Genomic DNA, 23,015 nt, shown 5'->3' on the forward strand with positions numbered 1-23,015 from the left:
TATAGGGGATATGACTTTTTTTTCAAGAATTTTATTTCTATTTTTTTTGAATTATAGGTTTTATTCGAATGGCCTGCAAACCACTGACTCCCTGCAATTCTTCAAGACTCAATTCTTCTACCTCTTTCTCAAGAAAACCTCGTTCTATTAAATATTCTATATATTCCATATATTCCACATATTCTTTGTGCTGGGAATAGATAATAGATATCATTCCGGGTTGTGTAATTCTTTCCTCGGTATTCTTTACTTTTGCTTTATCAATTCGCTTTTTTAAGATTTCATAACGTATATTATAAGAGCCACTCACAATAAATTGAGTATCTTCCAGTCTATATTGTATACTTAAGGGCATATTCTGCACTAAAATTAAATGGGTTACTTCAAAATCCTCCGAAGTTTCTGATTTCAATTTTTCCGCCACATTTGCTAATCCACATAATACCTTTATCTGCCAGATTCTAAGCTCTTTCAGATACATAGGATCATAGTAATTATTTTCTACGAGAGATTCTCCGATATAAATACTAAAATCCACACCGTCAGTTGCATTTTTCTCGAAATAATGCGGACATACCTTTTGAGCATATACTTCTTCTGTTTCTATATAATCAGATAAACTTTTATTAATAAGGCTTATGTTTTTGTCATACTCTTTACGTTTTTGATATATAGCCCCATGCTCGGAATCTAACAAAGAAATGTATTGATTATACTCCTCCTTCAATTCCGGCTGCAATTTTACAATTTTCTGCAAACCAGGGTCCACTTCAGTTTTAAAATAGTCCACAACAACAGCTTCATCACCGGTTTGAATCCCTTCTTCAAGATGTTGGATTTTCTTATTTATCTTATATATCATTTTATCTATATAGGAAAAAGGCATAAGTGAATAAGCTCCCTTTAACAACTTACGTGCCAGATTTAATTGCAAAACCAAATCTTCCTGTATAGCATGATTTCTTCTACTTGAAGAACCTCGTATATCAGACATGGCAAATAAAGGATATACATTATCAAAACGTATTTCTTCCGGCTCTACCGATTCCTCTTCCAGAGCTTTTTTATGGAGATAGTTCAAAGCCGCCGATTTAAATTTCCAGGAAACTGAAGGATGTATAGCGGTATATTTTTCTTGTATAACGAGTTGTGTATTTCTCTCCATTTCGTCTAGAATTTTTCTTGTAGCCAGGCTGAATAAGGAAAGTACCTGCTCCATTTTTACCTTAAACAATGGTGAAAATAAACCCGGAATATGTGAGAATATTTGTAAAGCTCCAATTAATTTCTCTTCATAGTATAAGGGAGCAATAAAAATGCTCCGAATTCCTTTTTCACCCATTTCTAATTCAATCTTTGATTTTTTCTCCAGCTTTTGCAAATCATCAATAGTTATAGGTGAAGAACTTTCCAACAACCTGACATATAAAGAATCTTTAAAGTCTTCAAAACTCCATTGACTGCATAAAATATGCTTTCTATGAATCGCTTCTTCAATACCTTTGTTTATGAGAAATATTCTATCTTTATCAATGGCTGCAAGACCCAATATTATTTCTTTTATTTGTAAATAGGCTCGGATTTGTTCCTGTATTTTTAGAAACTTTTCAAATGATGTTAATGCATCTCCTTCTATTAAACTTTCTCGTAGAGAAGAAATAAGTTGATGCTGCGTTAATTCTATCGCTCGAACCAATAATAAACCTTTAAACTCAAAATTATTTAGATCTATATATTGTCTCCAAACAGTTAAGTTATCCGCATTACTCTTTATATGTTCCAGTTCTTCTGAACTCAGAACCGATATTTCTTTTTTCTTAACAATTTCAATATAGCAAACGTCAAGATTTATTAAGAAATAATTTAACAATCCTGTATCCTTATTCTGAACCTGAAAAACTTTTTCTACTCCTAATTCAAGCTGGAGACCGTAAAACTCCTTTGCAATAAAAAGATAAGCGTTTAACTCTTTAAAATCTTCAATGAATCCTGTACCATAAGAAAGAAAAAGCCTAAATTGTTTTTCTGGTGTTACAAATAGTTCTTCGAACTCAGAACTTGCATAAATAACCACATTATCAAACGGTTTTAAAATGCCTATATATTGTTTTTGAGAATTTACAATCGGATGTAAGAGATCAAGTATATCCTTATATTCTAGTATATTTACCTCTTCACCTGTTTTTACTAACTGTCTATCTTCGATAGAGTCTATGATACTTTTTATATAGCTTCCCTTTTTATCATCATTTACCAACTCTGTAAGTTTACCAATTAAAGGTTCAAAGGAAATTTCAGCATGAATATTAATTTTTTTTTCCAGAGTTTCAATCATAGTAATTCCTCCATTTAGTAAACAAATCGACTTTCATTATCTTAAGACATTTTAAAAAACATAATTTTACTTTGTAATTCCTTAACTTTCAACATTAAACTTTCAGAAATTTCTGTTAATTCAGCAGAAGCATTGAAAGTTCCGGCACTTTCAGCTCGTATCCCTTCTACGCCTTTCACAATCTCATCACTTGTCTCAATTTGCTCAGCAGTAGCTTTTGAGATAGCATATGTAATCTTTAGAGATGACTGAAACGATTGATTAAACTGCTCTCCGCTTGTTAACTGATTTTCTAAACGATTATTAATTATATCTACTTCTTCCTTTGCCATAAGTACTTTATTAAAAATATCTTCAAAAGCTTCAGCAGATAACTGCGTGGATTGTTTACCATCGAGGACTTTTTTATTTGCCATATCTGAAAACTTTGCGATTTCATTTGAGTTCTTCAAGGTTTTCTCAGCTAATTTAGAAATTTCAGATGCTACAACGGCAAAACCTCTTCCGTATTCACCGGCCCTGGCTGATTCTATAGAAGCATTTAAAGACAGGAGATTTACTTGATCGGCAATATCAGAAATGGACCGAACAATATCGTTAATTTTATTAGTAGTCTCATGAATGTCTTCCATTTTTATATTAGTCTGGTTTATGGCTTCTTTACCCTTTTCAACATAATCCAGGGTTAATTTGGAAGCATCAATAGCTTTAGCGGAAGAGTTGGAAAGTTCTACTGCTTCTTTTTGCAACTGGGTCTGTAATAGCTCTGTTTGTTTAACAATTTCAACTGATGTTTTAGTTATAGAATCAATTCCTTTTATGGAACTCAATATAATTCCTAATGCCTTTGATATACTTTCAACAGATTCTGATTGGCTTTTAGTACCTGTATTTAAGCTATGACTACTTCTATCTAATCGTTCTGCATATATAGCAACATCGTTTGATAAGATTAGAACGGAAGAAATAACTTTTTGAATAGACTCGACAACTTTTTTTATATTTAATATCATCTTACCAAATTCATCGTTCGTTACTATAGGAATCTTTCCGCTCATGTCTCCCCTCGCTAATTTATCCAGGGTTCCGGAAACTCTATTAATTCCAATGTTGATAGAAGTTGATATACTATTTACTGATATAAACACTGTAATCAAGTTAAATGCTAAAAGAACAAATATATGAATAAGAATGTTCTTTATAACTAAATCTCCTACAGTCACAAAATATAATAAATATCCAATAATTGCTGTTGTAATGATGACTAAACCTAAAACAAGAAATAGAATTCTTCTTGTTATACTAAAAGAATCAGTTGTCAGGTTTTCAACTTCAATTTCACTCAGTTCTGATGATGATATAACTTCAGCTAAAAAAGATTCTGTGATAAAATAGGCAACTAATGCGGAAATTGGAATCGCAGATAATATAGCAACAGGAAGGGCTAACATCTCTACAAATTTTAACTCAGTTAAATTAATAAAAATAATGAATGCACTTCCACCCGCTACTATCCAGCGAATACTTATATCAAATAAGACAACTAAGGGAAATTCCAGTAACTTCTTTTTTAGTTCTTTTTTCTCATCAAGAGTTCCGGAATGATCATAAACTTTATTCAAAAGAGGAATTAACTTAACTTTTCGAATAATAAGACCAATCACAATTCCAAAAATACTTCCCATAATTGCCGCTATTCCAAGAGCATATATTTTCTCTTTCACTAAATCGAGACAAATAAAACCAAAATAAACAACAATAGGAACCGGTGCTGAGTATATAAATAATTCTATCCGAAAGAATAATCTTATAAACGAAAGCGTAGATAAGTTCATAGATACATAATCTATTCATATTGAAAAAAGATACAAGCTTTTTATGGAAAAAGTTTATCAATCACATCATAAAATTCCTTAGCACCCAGAATGGAGAAATGATTTTTACCTTTTATTAATGTCGAGCGAAGCCCCGGATTTTCTTTTTTACGAAAGACTTTATCTCTTAGATATTCAAGACTTGTTCTTTCGACTATACCATCACCAAATAAAGAGTCAAACCGCCCATTCCCCTCCGAAAAAAAAGAGTAAATTTGGTAAGCATCTATATTATCAAGCTCTCCATAGTAATGACTCATTGCATATCTTCTTATCTGGGCAGAACTCTCCCAGTCCTCTTTTCTGATAACACCATGAGATAAATCTTTGATTCCATCACTACGCATATTTCCAATCATCCCAATTAGCTTAAAAGCTGTATCAGGAGAAACTTCCATAAGAAATCCGAACCAGAAACCAATTTTTTCCAGGTAAGACCCTCCATCCGGTGAACTAATTAAAAGTACCTTTTTAATTTTATTTAACCAGGGTTTTTCAAGTTGCATAGCACGATATAAGGTACTCCTAATAATCAATCCTCCCTGGCTATAGGCAATAATATGCAAATTCGGTTCATTGGATTGAGAAAAATATTCATCTAATAACTCTAATAAATAGTCTCCGTTTTGAGAGGTATGAAGTCCATGGTTAAAGCGTATAAATAAAGGAGGATAAGATCTCCTCAATAAACTATCCGCAAGCCCTAAAGATACCTGCTTTTTTTCCTCTACTATTTCTTCTTTATCTAACCAGACCGTTTCATCACAAAATAAACCCGGTATATATAATATAGGTGTTTTCCCGTTTTCCTTTATAATAGATTCAATGGCTTCTCCTACACTAATATCCACACCTTTTTTGCGAAAACTCATTTTAATGTGACTTAAACTATAACTATTATGATGAGAACTTCCTAATATACTACTAATTGCTTTATTATCATAAATAAAATCAATAGCAAATTTTCTGGCAATTTCTAAAGATTCAGAACTAATCGAAAAAGCAAATTCTACGTGCTCCATGGAAGAATCCATTGCATTTTCCACTACATCTTTAGAATACCTCACATTATCACGAGCTATTTGTAGACCCTTTTCCCAGTCTTCTACGAAGAAGAAAAATAATGATAGGAAATGTAACAGATTTCCGGTCAGGTGTAAACTTCCTCCCGCAATTTCTTTCCCACTTAGCAAAGCTAATTTACTCAACTGCTCTGCAAAGCGAACAGAACCTTCTGAAATTGAATGTAAAAATTGTATAATCGGAAGCATTACACCTTCTCTTCTTTAAGTTTCTTTTGGAATGTAACAGGCTCTCAGAACTCGATCTTCCTCTTCAAGCCCCGCTTTATCCCAGGATAAAATAGTGGCCAATTTTTGCATAATCTTTTTATGCTCTTCTTCTACGGGCAAACCCGGTATTCCTACTCCCGATCGACGTAAATAAAAGTCTCTTGCTGTAACGATGTCTTCATTGCTACAGATATATTCAATCTCTTCTTCGTATATTTTTTCGTAATTTGCAAGAGAATAAACATTTCGTCTAGAATTTTTTAAAATTTTCTCAGCCTGACTTCCGTATCTTTTCGCTATCGTTTCTAACTTCTCACCTTCTATTTCCGGAAATTTCTTTTGTAAGTCATCAACCAGTTCTTTTAGAGTATTATATCTTCCTGAAATTAGTGGTGTTCGATCTGTTGTGCAAGATACATTAGTATTTCCTAAATATTTGGTCAGATGATTTACCAGATTCTCTGCAACCGCGCGACTTGTTGTATATTTACCACCCAGAGCAGAGAAAAAACCCGGAAGTCCTTTTTCCTTGTGATCCAAAATTTCCGACTTGCGAGAAGCATTATACGTATCCGACTTTTCTCCGGGATCTTCAACGAGCGGACGTAAGCCTCCATAAAAATAATCTACATCATCGATGCTAAGCTTTGCCAGACCAAAACTATAATTAACCTCATCAATTAAATCCAGAATTTCTTTCTTAGTAACTCTCATGGCATCCGGTTCTTCATTAAAAGAAGTATCGGTGGTACCAATCAGGGTTTTATTCCTCCAGGGAATCACAAAAAGATGGGATCCATCCCTCTTCTGCAAAACGATACATTTATTACCACTTATCTTTCTTGTTACAATATGAATCCCTTTGGAGCGTACAAGTTTTGCATCCATTTTAATTCCCGCCATATCTTCTATGTAATCCGCCCAGGGACCTGCTGAGTTAACCAGGGTTCTACTCTCTACACTAATAAGCTCCCCACTCAGTACATCTTTTAAATCTACTAAAAAATTACCAGTTTCCAATCTTGCTATTTTGATTACCTGTGTATAGTTTCTGGCAACAGCCCCCTGCTCCCTTGCTGAAAAAATAAATTCGGTAGTATGCCTTTCCGGATTAATATTAGTATAGTCATAATAAAGGTAAGCTCCACGTAAACGGGCTCTGCTTATTTCAGGTGCTTCATAAATTGCTTCTTCTCTTGAATACGATCTGTATTTTGGTATGAGCCTATCTGTACTTATATCTTTATTTTTATCATAAGATAATTTATCATACATCAACATGCCGGCTCCCAGCATAAATTTTGTTTTCATATCATAAATTGGTATAAAAAAGCCGAGTGTCTCTACTGCATGAGGGCTTATTTTTGCAAGAATTCTTCTTTCTCTTAAAGATTCTCTCACGAGTCCCAATTCAAAATTTTTTAAATACCTGAGCCCTCCGTGAATCAATTTGGATGTAGCCTGACTGGTTCCCGATGCATAATCAGATTTTTCAACCAGAAGCCCCTTTAAACCTCTCAGGGTACTATCCCAGAGTATATTTGCACCGGTAATACCACCTCCGATAATGAGTACATCGTATACCCTGTCTTTTAATGACTGAATGTTACTTCGAAATTTATTTGCATTCATTTGTAAACTCCCCTGTTATAATTCATGAGATTTATTTAATATACTTATTTTTTAAACAAACCTCGAAAGAATATTGTTTCTACAAGTTCCATATATTGTTTGGCATCCAGTATCTCTTCTTTGAAATGCCCATCCAATAAAATATCTATAGCACCACTCAGCATTCCCCAACTTGCTCCGACATATACAAAAGGTGGAGCTTCTTCTATAAGATTTTGTTTTTTAGCATTTTTATATATACTTTCTAAAAAGACCAATCTTTCTTTTCTTTCAAATTCCATCTCCTGAATAGTTTCAGGAGGCAAATTATTTACAACGATACTTTCCGAACATTTTTTAACGACCTGATAAAGGGTTTTATCATCCAAACAATGTTCTATATACGTTCTAATGGCAGAACGTATTTCTCTTGCCGGATCAAGATTTACATCTATAGCTTGCATCTTTTCTCTCAAAGTCCGATAAAAATCCACTACGATCTTTGCCATTAAATCGTCTTTGCTTTTGAAATGGAGATAAAGCGTTCCCCTACCTATTTCCAACTTCTTTGCAAGAGTATCCATGCTAACCAGGCTCGGATGATTTTTTCGAAAGAGAAGAATAGCCATTTTTATTATTTTATCTTCTCTCTTTTGAAATTCTTTTTGTTTCCTTTCTTTTACACCCATTTTAATCCAGTCCCAGTGTTCCCCCGGGATTCATAATTCCATCCGGGTCAAAACAAGCTTTCAAAGCACGCAAAGAGTTCAAGCCCAGTATTCCTATTTCCTTTTCTAATAAATGAGTGGATAATCTCCCGATGCCATGGTGATGTGAAAGAGAACCATTATTCGCATGTATTGTTTCGAGTATTCCCAGATGAAACTCTCGAAATAAATCTGCTTCGTTCTTTTCATCCATAGGGCTCATAAAAATAAAATACAAATTTGCTCCGTTTTCATAACAATGAGAAATATGAACTAAACAAAATGTATTTGGTTTCTTTTTTATATAATTTCTTACTGAAGACCAGAGTTCCAAAAGGCTATCCCAGCTTACTGCTGTTTCAAGGGTATCAATCATAAGTCCCCTATCCATCAAAGCATCCCTTAAATATGCGCTGGAATATCTTTGCTTGAGCCATTTTTTAACAGGTCCTTCACCGGTTTCAAAAGCCATATTCTTTGTAGCTATACGCCGAATTTTTCTAATGACCAGACTTGCATATTCCGGATCACCATCTACAATTACATGCATTAAACACCTTTTCATAGGTTCATAGCCCAGAAGTCTGAGAAAATAATCTTCAATACTATTATCCAGACCGGCCATTTTAAAAGAAATATCCGTCTCTTCCGGATCCTGCAACCTAAAAAAATGTGGATGTCCAAATCCTCCCTGCATCACTTCCCTCATTACTTTCACAGCGGAAGGAAAATCTTTAAAAACAAAAGATGTTTTTTTAGAATTCTCAGGATTATATTTTCGAACTTTCATTGTAATCCTACTGATAACACCATAAACACCCTCTGAGCCTATAAAAAAACGAAAAATATCAGGCCCTATAGAAGCCGCCGGATAATCCCTGGTTTGAAAAATTCCTTCCGGACTTAGCACACGCAAAGAGAGAACCATATTTTCAATCTTACCATATCCCGTAGAAGCCTGCCCCGCTCCTTTCGCAGCAACCCAACCTCCAACCGTAGAAAATTCAAATGACTGAGGAAAATGTCCGCAGGTATAACCCTTATCATTCAAAAACTCTTCAAGGACAGGGCCGTATACACCCGCTTCAACCGTAACCGTACTATTTTCTTCATTTAAGTTGATTATCTTATTTAAATATTTTAAATTGAGAGAGATTCCACCCTTAGGAGCCTGTAGTGCTTTTGTAACAGAAGAACCGGCTGCATAAGGTACAATAGCGATTTTTTCTTTTTTACACAGTTCTAGTATTTTAATAATTTCTTTTTCTGTTGTCGGATATACAACGGCATCCACCACATTATCTATAAGACCCTGCCTTGCTTCGAGTATTTCAAGATAGAATTTACCACGAGAATTTTTAGCCCTCTCAATATCACTCTCATCAAAATGATTATCTCCTACAATTTCTTTCAGTGCCTGAATCGTAGCCTCTGTCAAACGACTTTTTTGACTTAAATGAACCTTATCCGAACCCGGCAAGTAAACCTCACCCTCGTTGACTTTCTTACCGAACTGCTTATCTAAAAAGTGGATGGCATGTGGTTCCAGCGCTTCTTCATGAGTCGGATCTCCCCATTTGCAAACGTATTTATATGTATCTCTTGGCATGTTCAGCACCTCATAAATTGAATATAATTCATATTATGAACGATTGTCATAATTTTTCAAGCATTTTTTCTTTTAAAATCTAATAAAAAATTGATTTTTTTTAAAGTTCAGAGAAACTAAAGAAGGAGTTAGTATATGTCAGAAATCGAGTCCCTTAAAACCGAAATAGAAAACCTTAAAAGATATATCAAGAAGCAAGAAGAGATTATCAACCAACAAAAAATTAATTGCGAGGAAAGTAATTATCGTTTTCATAACATTTTAGAATCTACGATTACAGGACTTATCGAAGTCAATACAGAAGGTAAAATAATCTTTGCTAATACTTCCGCAGAAAATATCCTTCGATTAAAAAAAGACACCATTACAAAATACTACTTCTCTGATATAACATGGAAGCAAGTTGATTCAGAAGGAGAACCCTACCCTATAGAGAAACTACCTTTAAGCCTTGCCTTATTCGAAAAAAAATCCGTAGAAAATATAGAGCACGGCATAATCGACAACGAAGGTCATGTTATCTGGCTATCAGTAAATGCTTCTCCCTTATTCAATCTTGCTGGAGAACTCTATGGGGCCGTCGCCAATTTTATTGATATTAGCGAACAAAAAGAAACCCAGGACAACCTGAGAGAAAGTGAAAAAAAACTCCGACAAAACGAAGAATATTATCGAAATATATTCAGTTACTCAGGCACCGGGATGGCTTTAATTAATTCTGCCGGAATCGTAAAAGATGTAAACATAGCTTTTACCGAAATATCTGGCTATTCCAGGGAAGAACTGATAGGATCTTTTTTTCCGAAGTATATACTGAGTGATACCGAAATTTTCATTTCTCCTTATAAAAAAGTTCGAAATTCCGATCTTATAGAAATAAAGCTTAAGCACAAGTGGGGAGAATATATATGGATATTATTGGGGACTACATATATTACAGATAACATATATTCTGATTATTTAATTCTTGCTCAAATACAGGATATTACAGCAATCAAATTCGCAGAAATTTCTTTAAAGAAAAATGAAAAACTTCTAAGTCATAGCCAGGAAATGGCAAATGTTGGAAGCTGGGAACTAAACCTCGACACGAAAGAATTTTTCCTTTCCCGTGAAGCCTCCCTCCTCCTCGAAAAAACCCCGGAAACAAAAGTAGATCTAAATACGTTTTTAAACTTACTCAGTCATGAATCAAAAGAAAAATTAAAGAAACTGATTCAGGACATGGAAAAAAGTTCAAATTCATTCGAAATAAATTTGGAACTACGGACATTCAATCATAATAATAAACACATTAAAGCACGAGGTGAATTGGTAACGGATGAATATGGAGTAAAAAGTATTATCAGCTCAATTTTAGATATTACCGAGTTTACTTCAATTCAAGAAGAATTATTATATGCCAAACAAAAAGCAGAAGATGCCTACAGGGCCAAAAGTCTTTTCCTTGCCAATATCAGCCATGAAATCCGCACTCCCCTAAATTCTATTCTGGGCTTTTCCAGCATATTAATAAATCGAATTAACACAATACAAAATACAGAGAGAAAACAGTATCTTAACAATATTCATACCAGCGGAAGAGTTTTGATGGAACTCTTAGAAGATATATTAGACATATCTAAGATAGAAGCCGGAAAATTAGTCCTTAAAAAAGGGGACTTGGATATTGAAGACTTAATCAGGGTAAGCAAAAATTTATTTGAAGATAAATGTAAAGAAAAGCAAATTAAGTTTTACATACTGGTGCAAGATAATATACCCAAAACTCTTGAGACAGATCCCACTCGTATCAGACAAATTCTCTTTAACCTTATCAGTAATTCTGTAAAATTCACCGAGAAAGGCTATGTGAAACTCCATATTAACATTCAGGAAGAAGAAAAGCAATATTATCTAATTATTGCTGTTGAAGATACCGGTCCCGGAATTCCTTCAGAAGAAAAAGAAAGTATTTTTGAAAGCTTCACACAGAAGCAAAACCAGGATCCGAAGTTCGGAGGAACCGGGCTTGGTTTGACTATTGTAAAACATCTGGTTGAATTACTAAAAGGTAATTTGAGTTTACATTCTGAATTAGGCCAGGGTAGTGTTTTTACAGTAAAAATCCCGGTAGCACTTAAAAGTAATGAAACATTTCAAAAAATATATAAATCCACAGAGCTCCTCTTCGAAAAAAATGAATCCACATTGGAAACCTATTCGGAAGTAATAAGGGAGGAAATGCAACAGGTAAGTTATTCTCTCGAGAATCTTTTTTTAGCTGAATGGAAAGAAATTTTTGAAACTATGGTGATTAATGATATTATCATTTTTCTTGAAAAAGTTGAAAAAGAAATTGAAAATAAAGAATCCTGTAAAATAATAAAACAGTGGCTGGAAAGAGTAAATACGCATACTAGAACTTTCGATCTAGATCGATTATCTCAGGATTTTTCAAAATTTCCGGAAATCCTCAAGTCTTTACGAAAGGAATCCTGACATGTTAAATAAAAAAGAAAAAATTCTTATAGTTGATGATAACACCCAAAATCTTCAATATTTAGGAAGTATTCTTTTAGAAGAAAGATATCAAATTATTGCTGCAAATAACGGAAAGAAAGCACTTGAACTGGCAGAACAGCAGGTACCCGATTTAATTCTTTTGGATATCATGATGCCGGAGATGGATGGATTTGAAACCTCTCAGAAACTAAAAGAAAATCATAAAACAAATCAAATACCCATTATTTTCTTAACAGCTAAAACCGAGTTAGAAGACTTACAAAAAGGTTTTAACCTCGGTGCCGTAGATTATATTACAAAACCCTTTCATCCGGTAGAGCTATTACTACGTTTAAATACCCATCTTTCCCTGAGTAAGTCTCAACGAGAATACAAAGAACTTCTTCACATTTTATCTCATGACCTCGACAATTATTTTGGCATTATCCAGGGTTCTATACAGGCTATAGAATCCGATTATTCCGATCTGCCCTTTTATCTACCTATGCTAAAAGAATCAACACACCTCGGCATAGAACTTGTAAAATTGGTCAGAGATATGCGACACATAGAAGAAAAACCTCTAAAATTAGAAGCGGTACACCTCCTTACAGCATTCGAATATTCTAAAGATATATTACAACCAAGCTATTTCAAAAAAAACTTAAGTCTCGAATTAGAGATTCCGGATACCATTTATATACTCTCTGAAAGAGTTTCCTTTATTAGCTCGGTAGCCAATAATATATTAAGCAATGCTGCCAAATTTTCATTTAATGGCTCTACAGTATATGTTCAAGCCAGAACAGAAGCATCACAGGTTATTGTAAGTATAAAAGATACAGGCATCGGAATTCCCAAAGATATTTTAGATGGGATTTATGATATAAGAAAAAGCACAAGCAGAAAAGGAACGAATAATGAAAGAGGCACAGGCTTCGGAATTCCTCTTGTTCAGAAGTTTGTAAGTTACTATGGTGGAAGTCTCGAAATTAAATCAAAAGTTTCCGAAACAGACAAAACAGAGCATGGAACGGAAGTTATTCTAAAACTTCCACTGGCCAAATTTCAATAGAGTCCTTCCCTAATTTATATTCCGCTTATCTTTAAAGAAAAGTTTCCTTCAAAACCATCCTCTCGAATCGGAAGGAAAAAGCAATCTTCGATTTCAGTGCTCTTTTTACAGACAATTCCGGAATCGGCAAAATATCCCCTGGGAAAGAACTTCACCTGCATTTCAGGTAAGGAAATCTGGATATAATACTGTTTATGCAAAATTACTTCATCCGAAAAACCCTGACCGAAAACATCTCTTTCCGTAATATGAAAAGTTAAGCGAAATACGATTTCTTCCTTATCAGATCGAATTTTTTTAGAGTCAAAAAAACCGGCATAGACCAAATTTCCATCTCCAAAGTCTTTACCTTCCAAATTAACCCTGGATAGATGTTCGTCAAGGAAAGGTCCATAACAATTCTCAGCTTCCTTACTCTGATGAAATAATTCAAAATCAACCCCTCTCGGTTTTACGTTCAAGCCAAAAAAATACTCACTCTGACCGAAGAAATCGGAACTTTTCTTAATCATCCCTCCGAGATACTTGATACTAATGCGATAATTTCCAAAGAAAAAACGACTGACGATTTCATACATTTCCCGCGAACGAACCAGGGAATCTTTATCACCGTATGTCTGGTGAATGTAGGTGACACAGGATTCCGGAATACAAGCATTTTTTAATTTACCGGGAACCTCTGCCCAGAATCCATTCACTTTTCTTAAATAGTAATGAGTCCCTACCACACAAAGAGTCCTAGGCTTTAATTCTTCCGGATAATTTTTATAGCTTAAAAGTTCCGTTTCTACATCCTGAACTTCAGGTTTAAACTTCTCCAAATCTTCCACCAGGGATAAAAAGATTAGTTCTTCAGGAAAAAAAATTCCTTTATGAGGAGTTCCTACTGTAGCAACTTTATTAATTAGCTTATTCTTTTTTTGAGGGTGTAACTTTTTTTGTATCAGGGAACGAACTACAAAGCCCCCTTCAGAATGGGCAAGAAGATTTACCGCCGGAGCATTTGTTACATTCAAAATAATTTCAATAAAACGATAGAGTTCATCGGCATAGAAAAATAAATTCTTATGCTGGTAGTTATAATAACGAAATACCCAGAAAGACCGGTATAATATTTCCGGATCCCGGGTATACTTTTTAAAACTTAAGAAATTGGCTAATTCTTCCGGTTGTAAGGCACTAAATCCTCTAAAAAAATCGGGGTCTTCAATCCCTTCCAGACCTCCCCGGTATTGTTCCGCCATAAAACCCAGATCTTTCTCCTCAGGAAAAAAACCTACGACCCGGCTTGCATCGAGATACTGCTCATCTTTTAGAAGCCTGAGAATTAAACCTTCGTATATATACGCTTCGCCTTTTTTATGAGGATATACGGTTCCGAGATTAAAACCCTGGTAAGCCAAATCTCTCCCTCCTTCCCGGTTAAGATCCGAAAATCCTCCAATGAGAATCAGGGGAAGTTTTTTATTGGAACCGTATATATCCTTCATACTCTTAGCTTAATTTGTTATCTAAAAGCCCTTTTGCAATCACTCTAAGAGCCATTACTTCTTCCGCTCCTTCAAAAATGGAGAAAACCCTTGAGTCTACGTAATAGCGAGAAACTGCATATTCCTCAGCATATCCCATTCCTCCGTGGATCTGCATATTTTCACGGGTTACCCACTCAGCAATTTTAGATGCGTAGAATTTGACAAGTGTAGCTTCCATCTGGCCTTTTCCCTCATCCATCAATCTGGCCACATGATTAGTGAATTGGCGAGAAGCCTGGATAATCATGGCAGAACGAGCGATTTTCCACTTGGTCAGGTTATACTCATAAATAGGTTTCTGGAAAACCTGTCTTTCCTGTGCATAACGCAAACCCTGCTCAAAAGAAGCCTGCATAACCCCGTTTGCACGAGCTGCTGTCTGAATCCTTCCACCGGCAAAACCTGCCATTTGCATATAAAAGCCCTGACCGCGTCCCTTATCTCCACCCACAAGGTTTTCATCCGGAACAAAATAGTCTTCAAAAGCCACTTCGAAAGAGTGCATTCCGCGGTATCCGATAGTAGAGATAGCCGCACCTTCCATACGACCGCCTCCTTCCTGCTTGTGCTCAAAGCTGTGCCCTTTAAACTTGGGTTTCTCAGCCAGAAGGATAGACATTCCCTTATGCTTCAGGGAAGGATCAGATTCTGTACGACAGAGAACCATCAGTACATCTGCATATCCGGCAAAAGTACACCAGGTTTTTACCCCGTTAATTTTCCAACCACCCTCACACTTGGTAGCCACCACGCTCATATTGGCAACATCGGAACCATAATTCGGCTCGGTAACCGCTACGCCGGCCATAATTTCACCGGTGGCGAGTTTATTCAGCCATTTTTCTTTTTGCTCGTCGGTTCCACCTTTTAAAAGGGCTTTGGAAAGAATTTCCGGGCGGGTGATTAAACTTCCGGCTGCTCCGAGACTTCCCCTCGAAAGCTCCTCAGTCACAACCAGCATACTGATGTTATCATGTCCGTTATCGGGCTGGAAACCACCATAAGATTCCGGAATACTCAAACCAAATGTACCCATTTCAGCCAGTCCGTTAATGATTTCATCGGGAATAATATCGTCGTGACGGTGAATATGCTCTGCTTTCTCTTTTACTACACCTTCAGCAAACTTACGAAAGGTCTCACGAAAAGTTTCGTGTTCTTCAGAAAGGCCGTAAACTCCGGCATGACCTTTTTCTACAATAAGGTCTGCAATTTCACTATATTTGCTAATTTCAGTAGCGTTCTGGATAAACTCATCCATTTCATCGGAAAAAAGAGCCTCTCTAACCCTGGCCGAAGTAAGGCCGAATTCTTTCGGTTTAGAGCTTAATTCAGAACGAATATGCGCTACAGTTTCACCGGCAAAAGCGATAGCCATTTTCTTCTCGAGTTCGCTCGTTCCGAGGGAATCATTCCAGGCATAATTTACAAAGCTCTCAGCAACCTGCTGCTCGGCAGTCAACCAGGCTAACTGGTAGCACACATACTGATTTGTGTCCATTTTTGGAACCGATACTTTGCCATTTTCAGAAAATTTCTGGGCAAGAGCACCTGTTACTTCGTCTACTAGCTTAGCAGAAGCCTGTAATGCCTTATCCGCTGCTGTTCTATCCATTTACTAGTCCTCTCATATCAATATACAGATACTAAAATCCCGCCCTTGTCCTATCTGTCATGTATTTTATCTTTCCGGAGACTGATTTAAAACAGGTAGTTTTTTTGATCACAAGCCGGGAATTGGTCGGGATAGGTAAGTGGAAAAAGTATGGATTGAAAGTAATTGTAGTTGATTTATTTTAAATAAGTTAAGGTTATCAAATATTCACATTTTCTTTTAAAACAGGTAATGAAAACTTCTGGTATAAATTATCTTTATCTACTCCCGGATTTTGCAGACCCTTCGTTCTTTCCGAAACTTCTCGAAACACATATTCTCGCAATTCATCCGTAGATATAAAACCGTCTCCGTCGATATCCGCCTTTCCTTTAAAAGCATTAAGGATAGCCTCTGTAAAAAGACCATTCTTATAAGCAGGGTGCTCATAAGAAGCTTCTCCTCCTCTTGAAGAAGAAAGTATGATTGAACCGGTTCTACGAAAAATATCACTATAAATAAATCTATCTTTTACCAATAAATATTTACGTATTCTTTCTGAACCAAAAGCTTTTCGTCGGGGTGAACTTACGGAAGCCGGATCAGAAAAGATATTTCTTGCCACAAAGCCTCTTGAGTGAAATAACTCTTGAGTTCTGAGCATATACTCTTCATCCGGCTCACCGGATTCGCAGGTATCAAGAAGCATCAATTTTTTTCGGGCCGATATACCAGTTAAAAGGTTTTCAATCATGGAAAAATCAGCCGCTGTTTTTTCAAGATTCTCGATATCCGTTTCATGGGTTAAATAATAGTACCTCGAATCATTCTCACCTTTTAGTTTTGCATGAAGACCGTGTCCCGATACGAAAAGTATCACTATATCATCTACATCTGTATTTTCTAAAAAACCTTTTGACTGTTTTATATTTCGGATATTTACCTGTTCATTTATTAAACAAAGAGTAGAAACCTTTTCATAAGACTCTTCCATACTGAGAAAAAGTTTTTGTAAATCCAAAACATCCTTATGAGCAAATTGCAGATTCGGAAGCTCTTCCGAAGTATTTCTATACTCCGAAACTCCGAAACCCATGAAATACAATTTGGGCTTCTTCTTTCCGAGATAATGGGCATGAGTCAAAGCCCGGAGAGATTCAAAACCTTTCTCATTTCGGACAGATACTTCTATCTTATTATTCCCTGTAGATAACTGAATTTTTTCAGTTACTCTATATTTGTTCATATTCAGGGGTTTTCCCTCGCTATAGACAGGTACATCATTTACATATATATTATAATTTTTTAATATACTTTGTTTGTCTTCAAACTGCAAACGGAGCTTTAAGAACTTTTGAAAATCCTTTTCATTCCCCTCTTCTCCCTTATCTGCGAGTCTCTGTCGATTTAATATCTTCACTTCGGGTAGAGAAATTTTTTCTATCTCCGGGGGAATCTCATAGCCTAATTTTTTCCAGCGTTTCAAATACTGTTTTTCTAAGTGTTCTATAAGTTCCTTATCCTCAGAGGCTAAATTTCGAAGAATGATGTCCGGACGATTATGACTTAAAGCAAATTGATCCACTCCATAAGCCGAAAGACCGTTCACTGCTGCTACAGCCTGAACTGCATTTCTTGAAGAATCAAAATAAGTTTCAGGTGTAAAAATAAACCATTCTTTTTCATAAAAAGAAAATAGGGTAGCTACATTTTCTACAGAAGGAAATCTCCATATTTTCACAGTCCTATCCGGAGAAGAAGTAAAAAAGAGATTCTTTTTCGGATGAAATTGTATTCCGCTGATTCTATCTTTATGAGCATATACTTCTTTATTATACTCTCCCTGAATGGATAGTATTTGTATCTGTCCGTTTTTGCATCCTAAAACCAGGTAAGTTCCGCAGGGAGAAAGAGAAATACATTCCAGGTTATTAAATACCTCTGATGGAATAGTATACAGTATTCTATAATTTTCATGTTTTCGAATATCCGAAAAATAACCAAATCGCCTTTTGTTATCAAAAAAAAATACCGTATTTACTCCCTGATAAGTTCCGGTTTGTATATCCATAATAGATTTTGATAAGTAAAGACTATCTACAACATTTCCCTCCGGATCCAATATTGTTAAAATTCCTTCTTCATCCAGACAAAGCAATACGTCTTTTGAGTCATAGTTAAATCTCTGCATAGACAGAACTCTCGAATTTACTGTAAGAGTTTTGATTATTTCACCGGATATTGCACAAAGATAAATTTTATTTTCAGAATATACAAATATTCTCTGCTCACAAAGACAGATTTTTTCGATAGGTTTCCCGAAAACCTGAAGTTTCTTTTCTTGCTTATATTCAGAACTCCAGATATAAACACAACCATCCTCCATCCCCAGGTATAAAAAATTATCTGCATCCTGTAAACAAAGAGAATGAACCGGTTTAGAATAGGCTTTCATTTCAAACAACAAAAACCCGGGACGATTCCAGGTTTTCATAGTCAAATCAGAACTCCCTGAAATAAATATATGCCCTCCGGGAGAAAACATTAATTTACTAATATATCTTTTTTCATGGGAGCCAGTCTGAAAGGAATGAAAATCTCCCGTTTCAAGATCAAGCATATAAAAAGAGTCTGCATTTCCTCCGCAAAGAAGAAACTTTTTATCCGAAGCGAAATCAATACAATTTATAGATAAATCTAAAAAATACTCCTGTAATAGCCTACCCTCCGGACTATATAAACCCAGACCAAAAAGTTCATAGATACAGGCCAGATAGATACCATCATAAGAAAAACGTATCTCTTTTACCTGTCTTTCTACAGAAAAAGAAGATAAAATTTCTCCCTCTGTATTTAAAAGATATATACGATTATTGTCAGGACTATAAATAGAAAAAATATCATTCTCCAAAGAACAAGTTATAGACCGAATTTGATGCACTTCCGAAATTTTAAACTGTTTTAATATTCTAAAATTCTCAGTAATTAAATAGATGGTATTTTTGTAGCTTAGTATAATTCTTTTTGTATCCGGAAAAATATCTATTGCATCTATCGAACTGAGTATTTTCTCTTTTCGAAAATGTCGATTTTTAATCTCGGAATAAACCAGAGTCCCATCAACAGAAAAAGAATAAAAGCCTTCCCTATTTCGGCTAAAACGAATCAATAAAACTTCAGTTGAATGAAAAAAATAATCTTTAAGAAGCTTCCCGTCAGCATTCCATAAAAGAATACTACCATCCTTAGATGCACTTAAGAAATACTTCCCATCAGAAGAAAAACTCAGGGCTGTAACTTCTGAACTATGCCCATTTTGTATACTCAGTTCAAACTGAATTACATTAGTTTTCAAACTCTTCGTCTGAATTGAGTGGCTCCTGCTTTTTAATTTTTTTAGGAAGTATCCCTCTGGGCTTCAAATCGTTCAGCTCAATTTCCTCATCTTCACTTACTTTTTCTTCTTTATTTTCCGGCATGATTCCCTCCTGCTTCTATATTTTTCTTTTTGTTTAAACAAGTTTCATATAACTTAATATATTTTAAAAAATTATAATAAGAACCTAAAATAGCAATCACTAATCCTACTTTCCCATCCAAAAATCCGAAACGCAGAATGTACATGTGAAAAAACTTCCATAAGGCTTTGGAAATAGAAAGAATCACTCCGGAAGATTTACCACTTTCAAATTTTTCCTTTGCAGCCAGACTCGAATACCTATCGATATACTTCAGATGATCGGAAATATTTTTGTAAGAGTAATGATGTAAGGGTCTCTGTAAACTACCGGTTTTGCCATCCAACAAAACTTTTTCATGAACTAATAAGCCGGAAAATTTACCTCTTGTTTTACGAAATAAGCGAACCTGCCGATTTGGATACCAACCCCCATGATAAATCCATTTACCCAGATAATAGGTTAATCGCGGAACAGAAAATCCATCATATTCTTCCAGAAAAGCAGAACTCATAGAAAGAATTTCTTTTTTTAAAGCAATCGGAACCACTTCATCTGCATCGAGGGAGAGTATCCAATCGTTCTTTGCCAGGGATAAGCAATAATTTTTTTGATTCACGTAATTATCAAATTCCCTGATATAAACACGGGCCCTGTATTTTTCAGCGATTTCGAGGGTTTTATCAGTAGAACCTGAATCTACGATAATGATTTCATCTGTAAAACTAAGGCTTTTTAAACAGGCCTCAATTTTATCCTCCTCATTTAGAGTGATGATACAAGCGGAAATCGAAACGCTCATTACTGATAGCGTATGCTTTTAAATCGGTCTGTAAATGGAATTTCAAGTCGAGCAAGGGTAATATCTTCTGAGGTGAATATCCGGAAAAAACGGGGATCTATCCCTTCACCTTTCAACATAATAACAATCAGGGCAAGACCGAGTCCGGCTCCTTCTGTATTATCTGCATTGTCTACGAAAAATAAGGCAATATCATCGTATCTCATCGCTTTAGAAAGCTTTTCTCGAATCGCCCGTTCTTCCTGATAAGCAATCGGTGTATTATTTTCCACCACGACTGTCATTCCATCAGAATTATGACTAAAGGTAACTAAACAATAATATCCCGAGCGTTTGCACTTATCTCCATATTCATCGAGGTTTTCTTCATTGAGGATCTTTTTATAATCCTTCATTCCGGAAGCATAAATATCTTCATCGGTAATGTCCATGCCTCTCTCTTCAAAAAACACTCTTTTCTGGTTGGCTTTACAGGCGTTGATGGATAATTCTTTAATGATGGTGTAGAGCGTAGCAAGCATAGAAGATTTATTATAGCCATCTAAAATTTCCTCCATCTTAGTTCTTAAAATTACCTCTACGTCGGAAGACATCTTGAATGTTCGTATAGATAATGAGTTATTAGAGAACTCCGAAATCTCTAACTCCTGTTTTATTGTATTTTCTTCGTACAAAATACGCCCCATTTCCCTTTATATGTCTTTAAGCATATTATACTAGCAAAAAAAATCAATCCCCTTTTTTAATAAAGAAACCGAAAGCATATAAAAAGATTTTTCAAATTATACTTGAGAATTTTTTTTTATTCTATTCTCTGTTATAAAAAATAAACTTGGGAGAAAATTATGTACGTAGATTGGACAAGAATTAAATCCTTTGCCAATGAAGATGATCCGGAAGATCTGGAATGGTTAAAAAGCATGATCCAAAATTTATTCGAAAACACACTTGAAAGATTAAATGAACTGGATTCTCTCATGGAAAATCGGGATCTGGCTAAAATACAGTCCCTTCTTCACCAGTTAAAAGGCGTAGCTGCCAACTTCGGACTGGTCATCTTGCAAAACCAATGTATCAGGGCTGAAACCGAGGCGAAAGAAGGAAATCAGGAAAAATCTATTGAAGAATCTAAAAAAATAAGAGGAATCTGGGAAGATACCCGTATTGAATTACAAAACCGATACTTCCCTTCCTGAAATTATGGATTCAAAGCAATTTCTACAGCTTTTCTACTTCCATTGTAAATACCATCTTTCAGGTTTCTTTGAATACAATCATTCATCCTTTTTAGTACATCGTTCTTTTTACTAAGAAGATCAAACATTTCCACGGCATGTTCAACTTCCCGGCATTCTATTGTACCTTCCCCTAATTCCATAGAACGGGAAGCTGAAGCTGCTTCATGGTCTCCAACTCTGCGGATAAATATTTTGGGAATCGGAAAAAAAGCCAGCTCGGAGGGTTTGGTAACCAGAACATCTGCCACCCGAATCAAGTAATCTGTAGCCAAAAATGCCGTATAATAACTGGCAAAATGGAAAACTGTCACCGGTTTCTTGGGCTCTTCATTTTTATCCAATTCATAATTTCTACAGAAATGAGATAACGATACACTCTCATTGATAATATCAAAATCAATTTCCAGTTCTTTAAGTTTTTCTATAATTTCATTATAAAAATCAACATGATCCCCGGTATTTAAAAGTAGAGAAATCTCACCGTTCTTCAAGCGAGCAGCTATCTTCTCAAGAAGAGTCATGGTATATTTCTTTTGGGCTCCCGCTCCTCCAATCGGAAGTAAAAACCTCTTGGGTTTTGAAGACTCAATACGTTCAATTCTGGCAGCTGTATCCTCTTCCAGATGTGTCAGGATGGGTTCCGAAACCCAGTGTCCGGCTACCATTAAATTTTCTTTCGGTACTCCCATATTTATAAATTTCATATAAGAAGAAGGACTCTGAACCAGATTTAAAGCACCGGGCACCAATAAATAGTATTGGGGAAAATTATCAGGAATTAAGTGGATCACCCTCGAAAAACCCGCTGCAACAGCCACCTGCCCATTAATCGGATAAGTAGATAAATAGGGAAGTTTGGGAGAAATTCCGGATACCAACCTTTTATATTCTTCGGCCAGGGTTACTGACAAAAAGAGAGAATTGGCATTTCCCTGTGAAGTAAGTTGTCCCCAGAGCCATTCAATAATTCCACCATTCTCCGAAGATAGACGACTCAGATAACTATAGACTCCATCAATTTCTTTAATGGCTCTCGCTTCATTAGAATCAATGGCTAAAATATCATGCAGTATAGTTCGCTTTTGCTGAATAGAATGAGAATACAGAGAATAGGCCATGCGATGGTGTCCGTAACCCATGCGAATCGTTCCTACTATCAATCCATCCTGCATAGACTTCCCTTCTCCCATAGCTACCACTTCCAGACCTTTTAAAAAATCAGCATCCTTTGCAGATAATTTAAGTTCCTCTTTATCTGAAATTCCATAACGAAATAAAATGGTGGATTTAAGTAGAGTAATGTAGTAGCGAGAAAATTGATCAATTTTGATTCCAAAAAGATTATCTGTATTCATAATTCCTTCTTTTTTTTTATCGTTTCAGTTTATAAGTAAACCCTCAAAA

The 23,015-nt window shown here is 35.5% G+C and carries 15 protein-coding genes; 3 read left to right on the plus strand and 12 right to left on the minus strand.

Annotation, left to right across the window (positions count from 1 at the left end):
• Window positions 1-37: 37 nt before the first annotated feature.
• From H7A25_14095 to H7A25_14120, 6 genes are read right to left on the minus strand one after another with little or no spacing between them, the layout of a single operon-like run.
• Window positions 38-2,335: a GAF domain-containing protein gene (locus tag H7A25_14095; protein ID MCP5501034.1), complete on the minus strand. Its 2,298-nt coding sequence runs from the start codon at window positions 2,333-2,335 to the stop codon at window positions 38-40.
• Window positions 2,336-2,376: 41 nt separating this feature from the next.
• Entirely contained in the window at window positions 2,377-4,170 is a 1,794-nt protein-coding gene (locus tag H7A25_14100) for a methyl-accepting chemotaxis protein (GenBank protein ID MCP5501035.1), read from the minus strand.
• Between the two features lie 41 nt (window positions 4,171-4,211).
• Window positions 4,212-5,480: a hypothetical protein gene (locus H7A25_14105; GenBank protein ID MCP5501036.1), complete on the minus strand. Its 1,269-nt coding sequence runs from the start codon at window positions 5,478-5,480 to the stop codon at window positions 4,212-4,214.
• Window positions 5,481-5,495: 15 nt separating this feature from the next.
• A complete protein-coding gene (locus tag H7A25_14110) occupies window positions 5,496-7,133 on the minus strand; it encodes a glycerol-3-phosphate dehydrogenase/oxidase (protein MCP5501037.1) in 1,638 nt (545 codons plus the stop codon).
• 44 nt (window positions 7,134-7,177) lie between these two features.
• Window positions 7,178-7,801: a TetR/AcrR family transcriptional regulator gene (locus tag H7A25_14115; GenBank protein ID MCP5501038.1), complete on the minus strand. Its 624-nt coding sequence runs from the start codon at window positions 7,799-7,801 to the stop codon at window positions 7,178-7,180.
• Window position 7,802: 1 nt separating this feature from the next.
• A complete protein-coding gene (locus H7A25_14120; GenBank protein MCP5501039.1) occupies window positions 7,803-9,428 on the minus strand; it encodes an FAD-binding oxidoreductase in 1,626 nt (541 codons plus the stop codon).
• 135 nt (window positions 9,429-9,563) lie between these two features.
• Here H7A25_14120 and H7A25_14125 point away from each other — a divergent pair, with 135 nt between their 5' ends.
• Together H7A25_14125 and H7A25_14130 are read left to right on the plus strand one after the other, a co-directional pair.
• Window positions 9,564-11,909, plus strand: a complete 2,346-nt coding sequence (locus tag H7A25_14125; protein MCP5501040.1) for a PAS domain S-box protein — start codon at window positions 9,564-9,566, stop codon at window positions 11,907-11,909.
• A 1-nt stretch (window position 11,910) separates the two neighbouring features.
• Window positions 11,911-12,987, plus strand: a complete 1,077-nt coding sequence (locus tag H7A25_14130; GenBank protein MCP5501041.1) for a hybrid sensor histidine kinase/response regulator — start codon at window positions 11,911-11,913, stop codon at window positions 12,985-12,987.
• Between the two features lie 14 nt (window positions 12,988-13,001).
• Here the strand turns inward: H7A25_14130 and H7A25_14135 are convergent, their stop codons facing one another.
• From H7A25_14135 to H7A25_14155, 5 genes are all read right to left on the minus strand, one after another.
• A complete protein-coding gene (locus tag H7A25_14135; protein ID MCP5501042.1) occupies window positions 13,002-14,477 on the minus strand; it encodes an alpha/beta hydrolase in 1,476 nt (491 codons plus the stop codon).
• Window positions 14,478-14,481: 4 nt separating this feature from the next.
• A complete protein-coding gene (locus H7A25_14140) occupies window positions 14,482-16,134 on the minus strand; it encodes an acyl-CoA/acyl-ACP dehydrogenase (GenBank protein MCP5501043.1) in 1,653 nt (550 codons plus the stop codon).
• A 199-nt stretch (window positions 16,135-16,333) separates the two neighbouring features.
• Window positions 16,334-19,468: a hypothetical protein gene (locus tag H7A25_14145; GenBank protein MCP5501044.1), complete on the minus strand. Its 3,135-nt coding sequence runs from the start codon at window positions 19,466-19,468 to the stop codon at window positions 16,334-16,336.
• A 110-nt stretch (window positions 19,469-19,578) separates the two neighbouring features.
• Window positions 19,579-20,373 carry a glycosyltransferase family 2 protein gene (locus H7A25_14150; protein ID MCP5501045.1) on the minus strand — a complete coding sequence of 265 codons (795 nt, stop codon included), beginning with the start codon at window positions 20,371-20,373 and terminating at the stop codon, window positions 19,579-19,581.
• The gene (locus tag H7A25_14155) at window positions 20,373-21,047 is read right to left on the minus strand and encodes a histidine kinase (protein MCP5501046.1); all 675 of its coding nucleotides are present in this window, start codon (window positions 21,045-21,047) and stop codon (window positions 20,373-20,375) included. The genes H7A25_14150 and H7A25_14155 overlap by 1 nt, the downstream gene beginning before the upstream one ends.
• A 171-nt stretch (window positions 21,048-21,218) precedes the next feature.
• Here H7A25_14155 and H7A25_14160 point away from each other — a divergent pair, with 171 nt between their 5' ends.
• Window positions 21,219-21,569, plus strand: a complete 351-nt coding sequence (locus H7A25_14160) for an Hpt domain-containing protein (GenBank protein ID MCP5501047.1) — start codon at window positions 21,219-21,221, stop codon at window positions 21,567-21,569.
• Window positions 21,570-21,571: 2 nt separating this feature from the next.
• On the opposite strand, the gene H7A25_14165 is transcribed toward H7A25_14160, so the two are convergent.
• Entirely contained in the window at window positions 21,572-22,966 is a 1,395-nt protein-coding gene (locus H7A25_14165) for a hypothetical protein (protein ID MCP5501048.1), read from the minus strand.
• Window positions 22,967-23,015: the final 49 nt, after the last annotated feature.

Source organism: Leptospiraceae bacterium, from assembly GCA_024233835.1.
GTDB lineage: Bacteria > Spirochaetota > Leptospiria > Leptospirales > Leptospiraceae > JACKPC01.

What these genes read in the sequence shown, in the direction of transcription:
- H7A25_14140 (MCP5501043.1), bottom strand. Translation starts at nt 16,134, where the DNA reads ATGGATAGAACAGCAGCGGATAAGGCATTACAGGCTTCTGCTAAGCTA.
- H7A25_14125 (MCP5501040.1), top strand. Translation starts at nt 9,564, where the DNA reads ATGTCAGAAATCGAGTCCCTTAAAACCGAAATAGAAAACCTTAAAAGA.
- H7A25_14100 (MCP5501035.1), bottom strand. Translation starts at nt 4,170, where the DNA reads ATGAACTTATCTACGCTTTCGTTTATAAGATTATTCTTTCGGATAGAA.
- H7A25_14130 (MCP5501041.1), top strand. Translation starts at nt 11,911, where the DNA reads ATGTTAAATAAAAAAGAAAAAATTCTTATAGTTGATGATAACACCCAA.
- H7A25_14120 (MCP5501039.1), bottom strand. Translation starts at nt 9,428, where the DNA reads ATGCCAAGAGATACATATAAATACGTTTGCAAATGGGGAGATCCGACT.
- H7A25_14105 (MCP5501036.1), bottom strand. Translation starts at nt 5,480, where the DNA reads ATGCTTCCGATTATACAATTTTTACATTCAATTTCAGAAGGTTCTGTT.
- H7A25_14135 (MCP5501042.1), bottom strand. Translation starts at nt 14,477, where the DNA reads ATGAAGGATATATACGGTTCCAATAAAAAACTTCCCCTGATTCTCATT.
- H7A25_14095 (MCP5501034.1), bottom strand. Translation starts at nt 2,335, where the DNA reads ATGATTGAAACTCTGGAAAAAAAAATTAATATTCATGCTGAAATTTCC.
- H7A25_14150 (MCP5501045.1), bottom strand. Translation starts at nt 20,373, where the DNA reads ATGAGCGTTTCGATTTCCGCTTGTATCATCACTCTAAATGAGGAGGAT.
- H7A25_14110 (MCP5501037.1), bottom strand. Translation starts at nt 7,133, where the DNA reads ATGAATGCAAATAAATTTCGAAGTAACATTCAGTCATTAAAAGACAGG.
- H7A25_14160 (MCP5501047.1), top strand. Translation starts at nt 21,219, where the DNA reads ATGTACGTAGATTGGACAAGAATTAAATCCTTTGCCAATGAAGATGAT.
- H7A25_14115 (MCP5501038.1), bottom strand. Translation starts at nt 7,801, where the DNA reads ATGGGTGTAAAAGAAAGGAAACAAAAAGAATTTCAAAAGAGAGAAGAT.
- H7A25_14165 (MCP5501048.1), bottom strand. Translation starts at nt 22,966, where the DNA reads ATGAATACAGATAATCTTTTTGGAATCAAAATTGATCAATTTTCTCGC.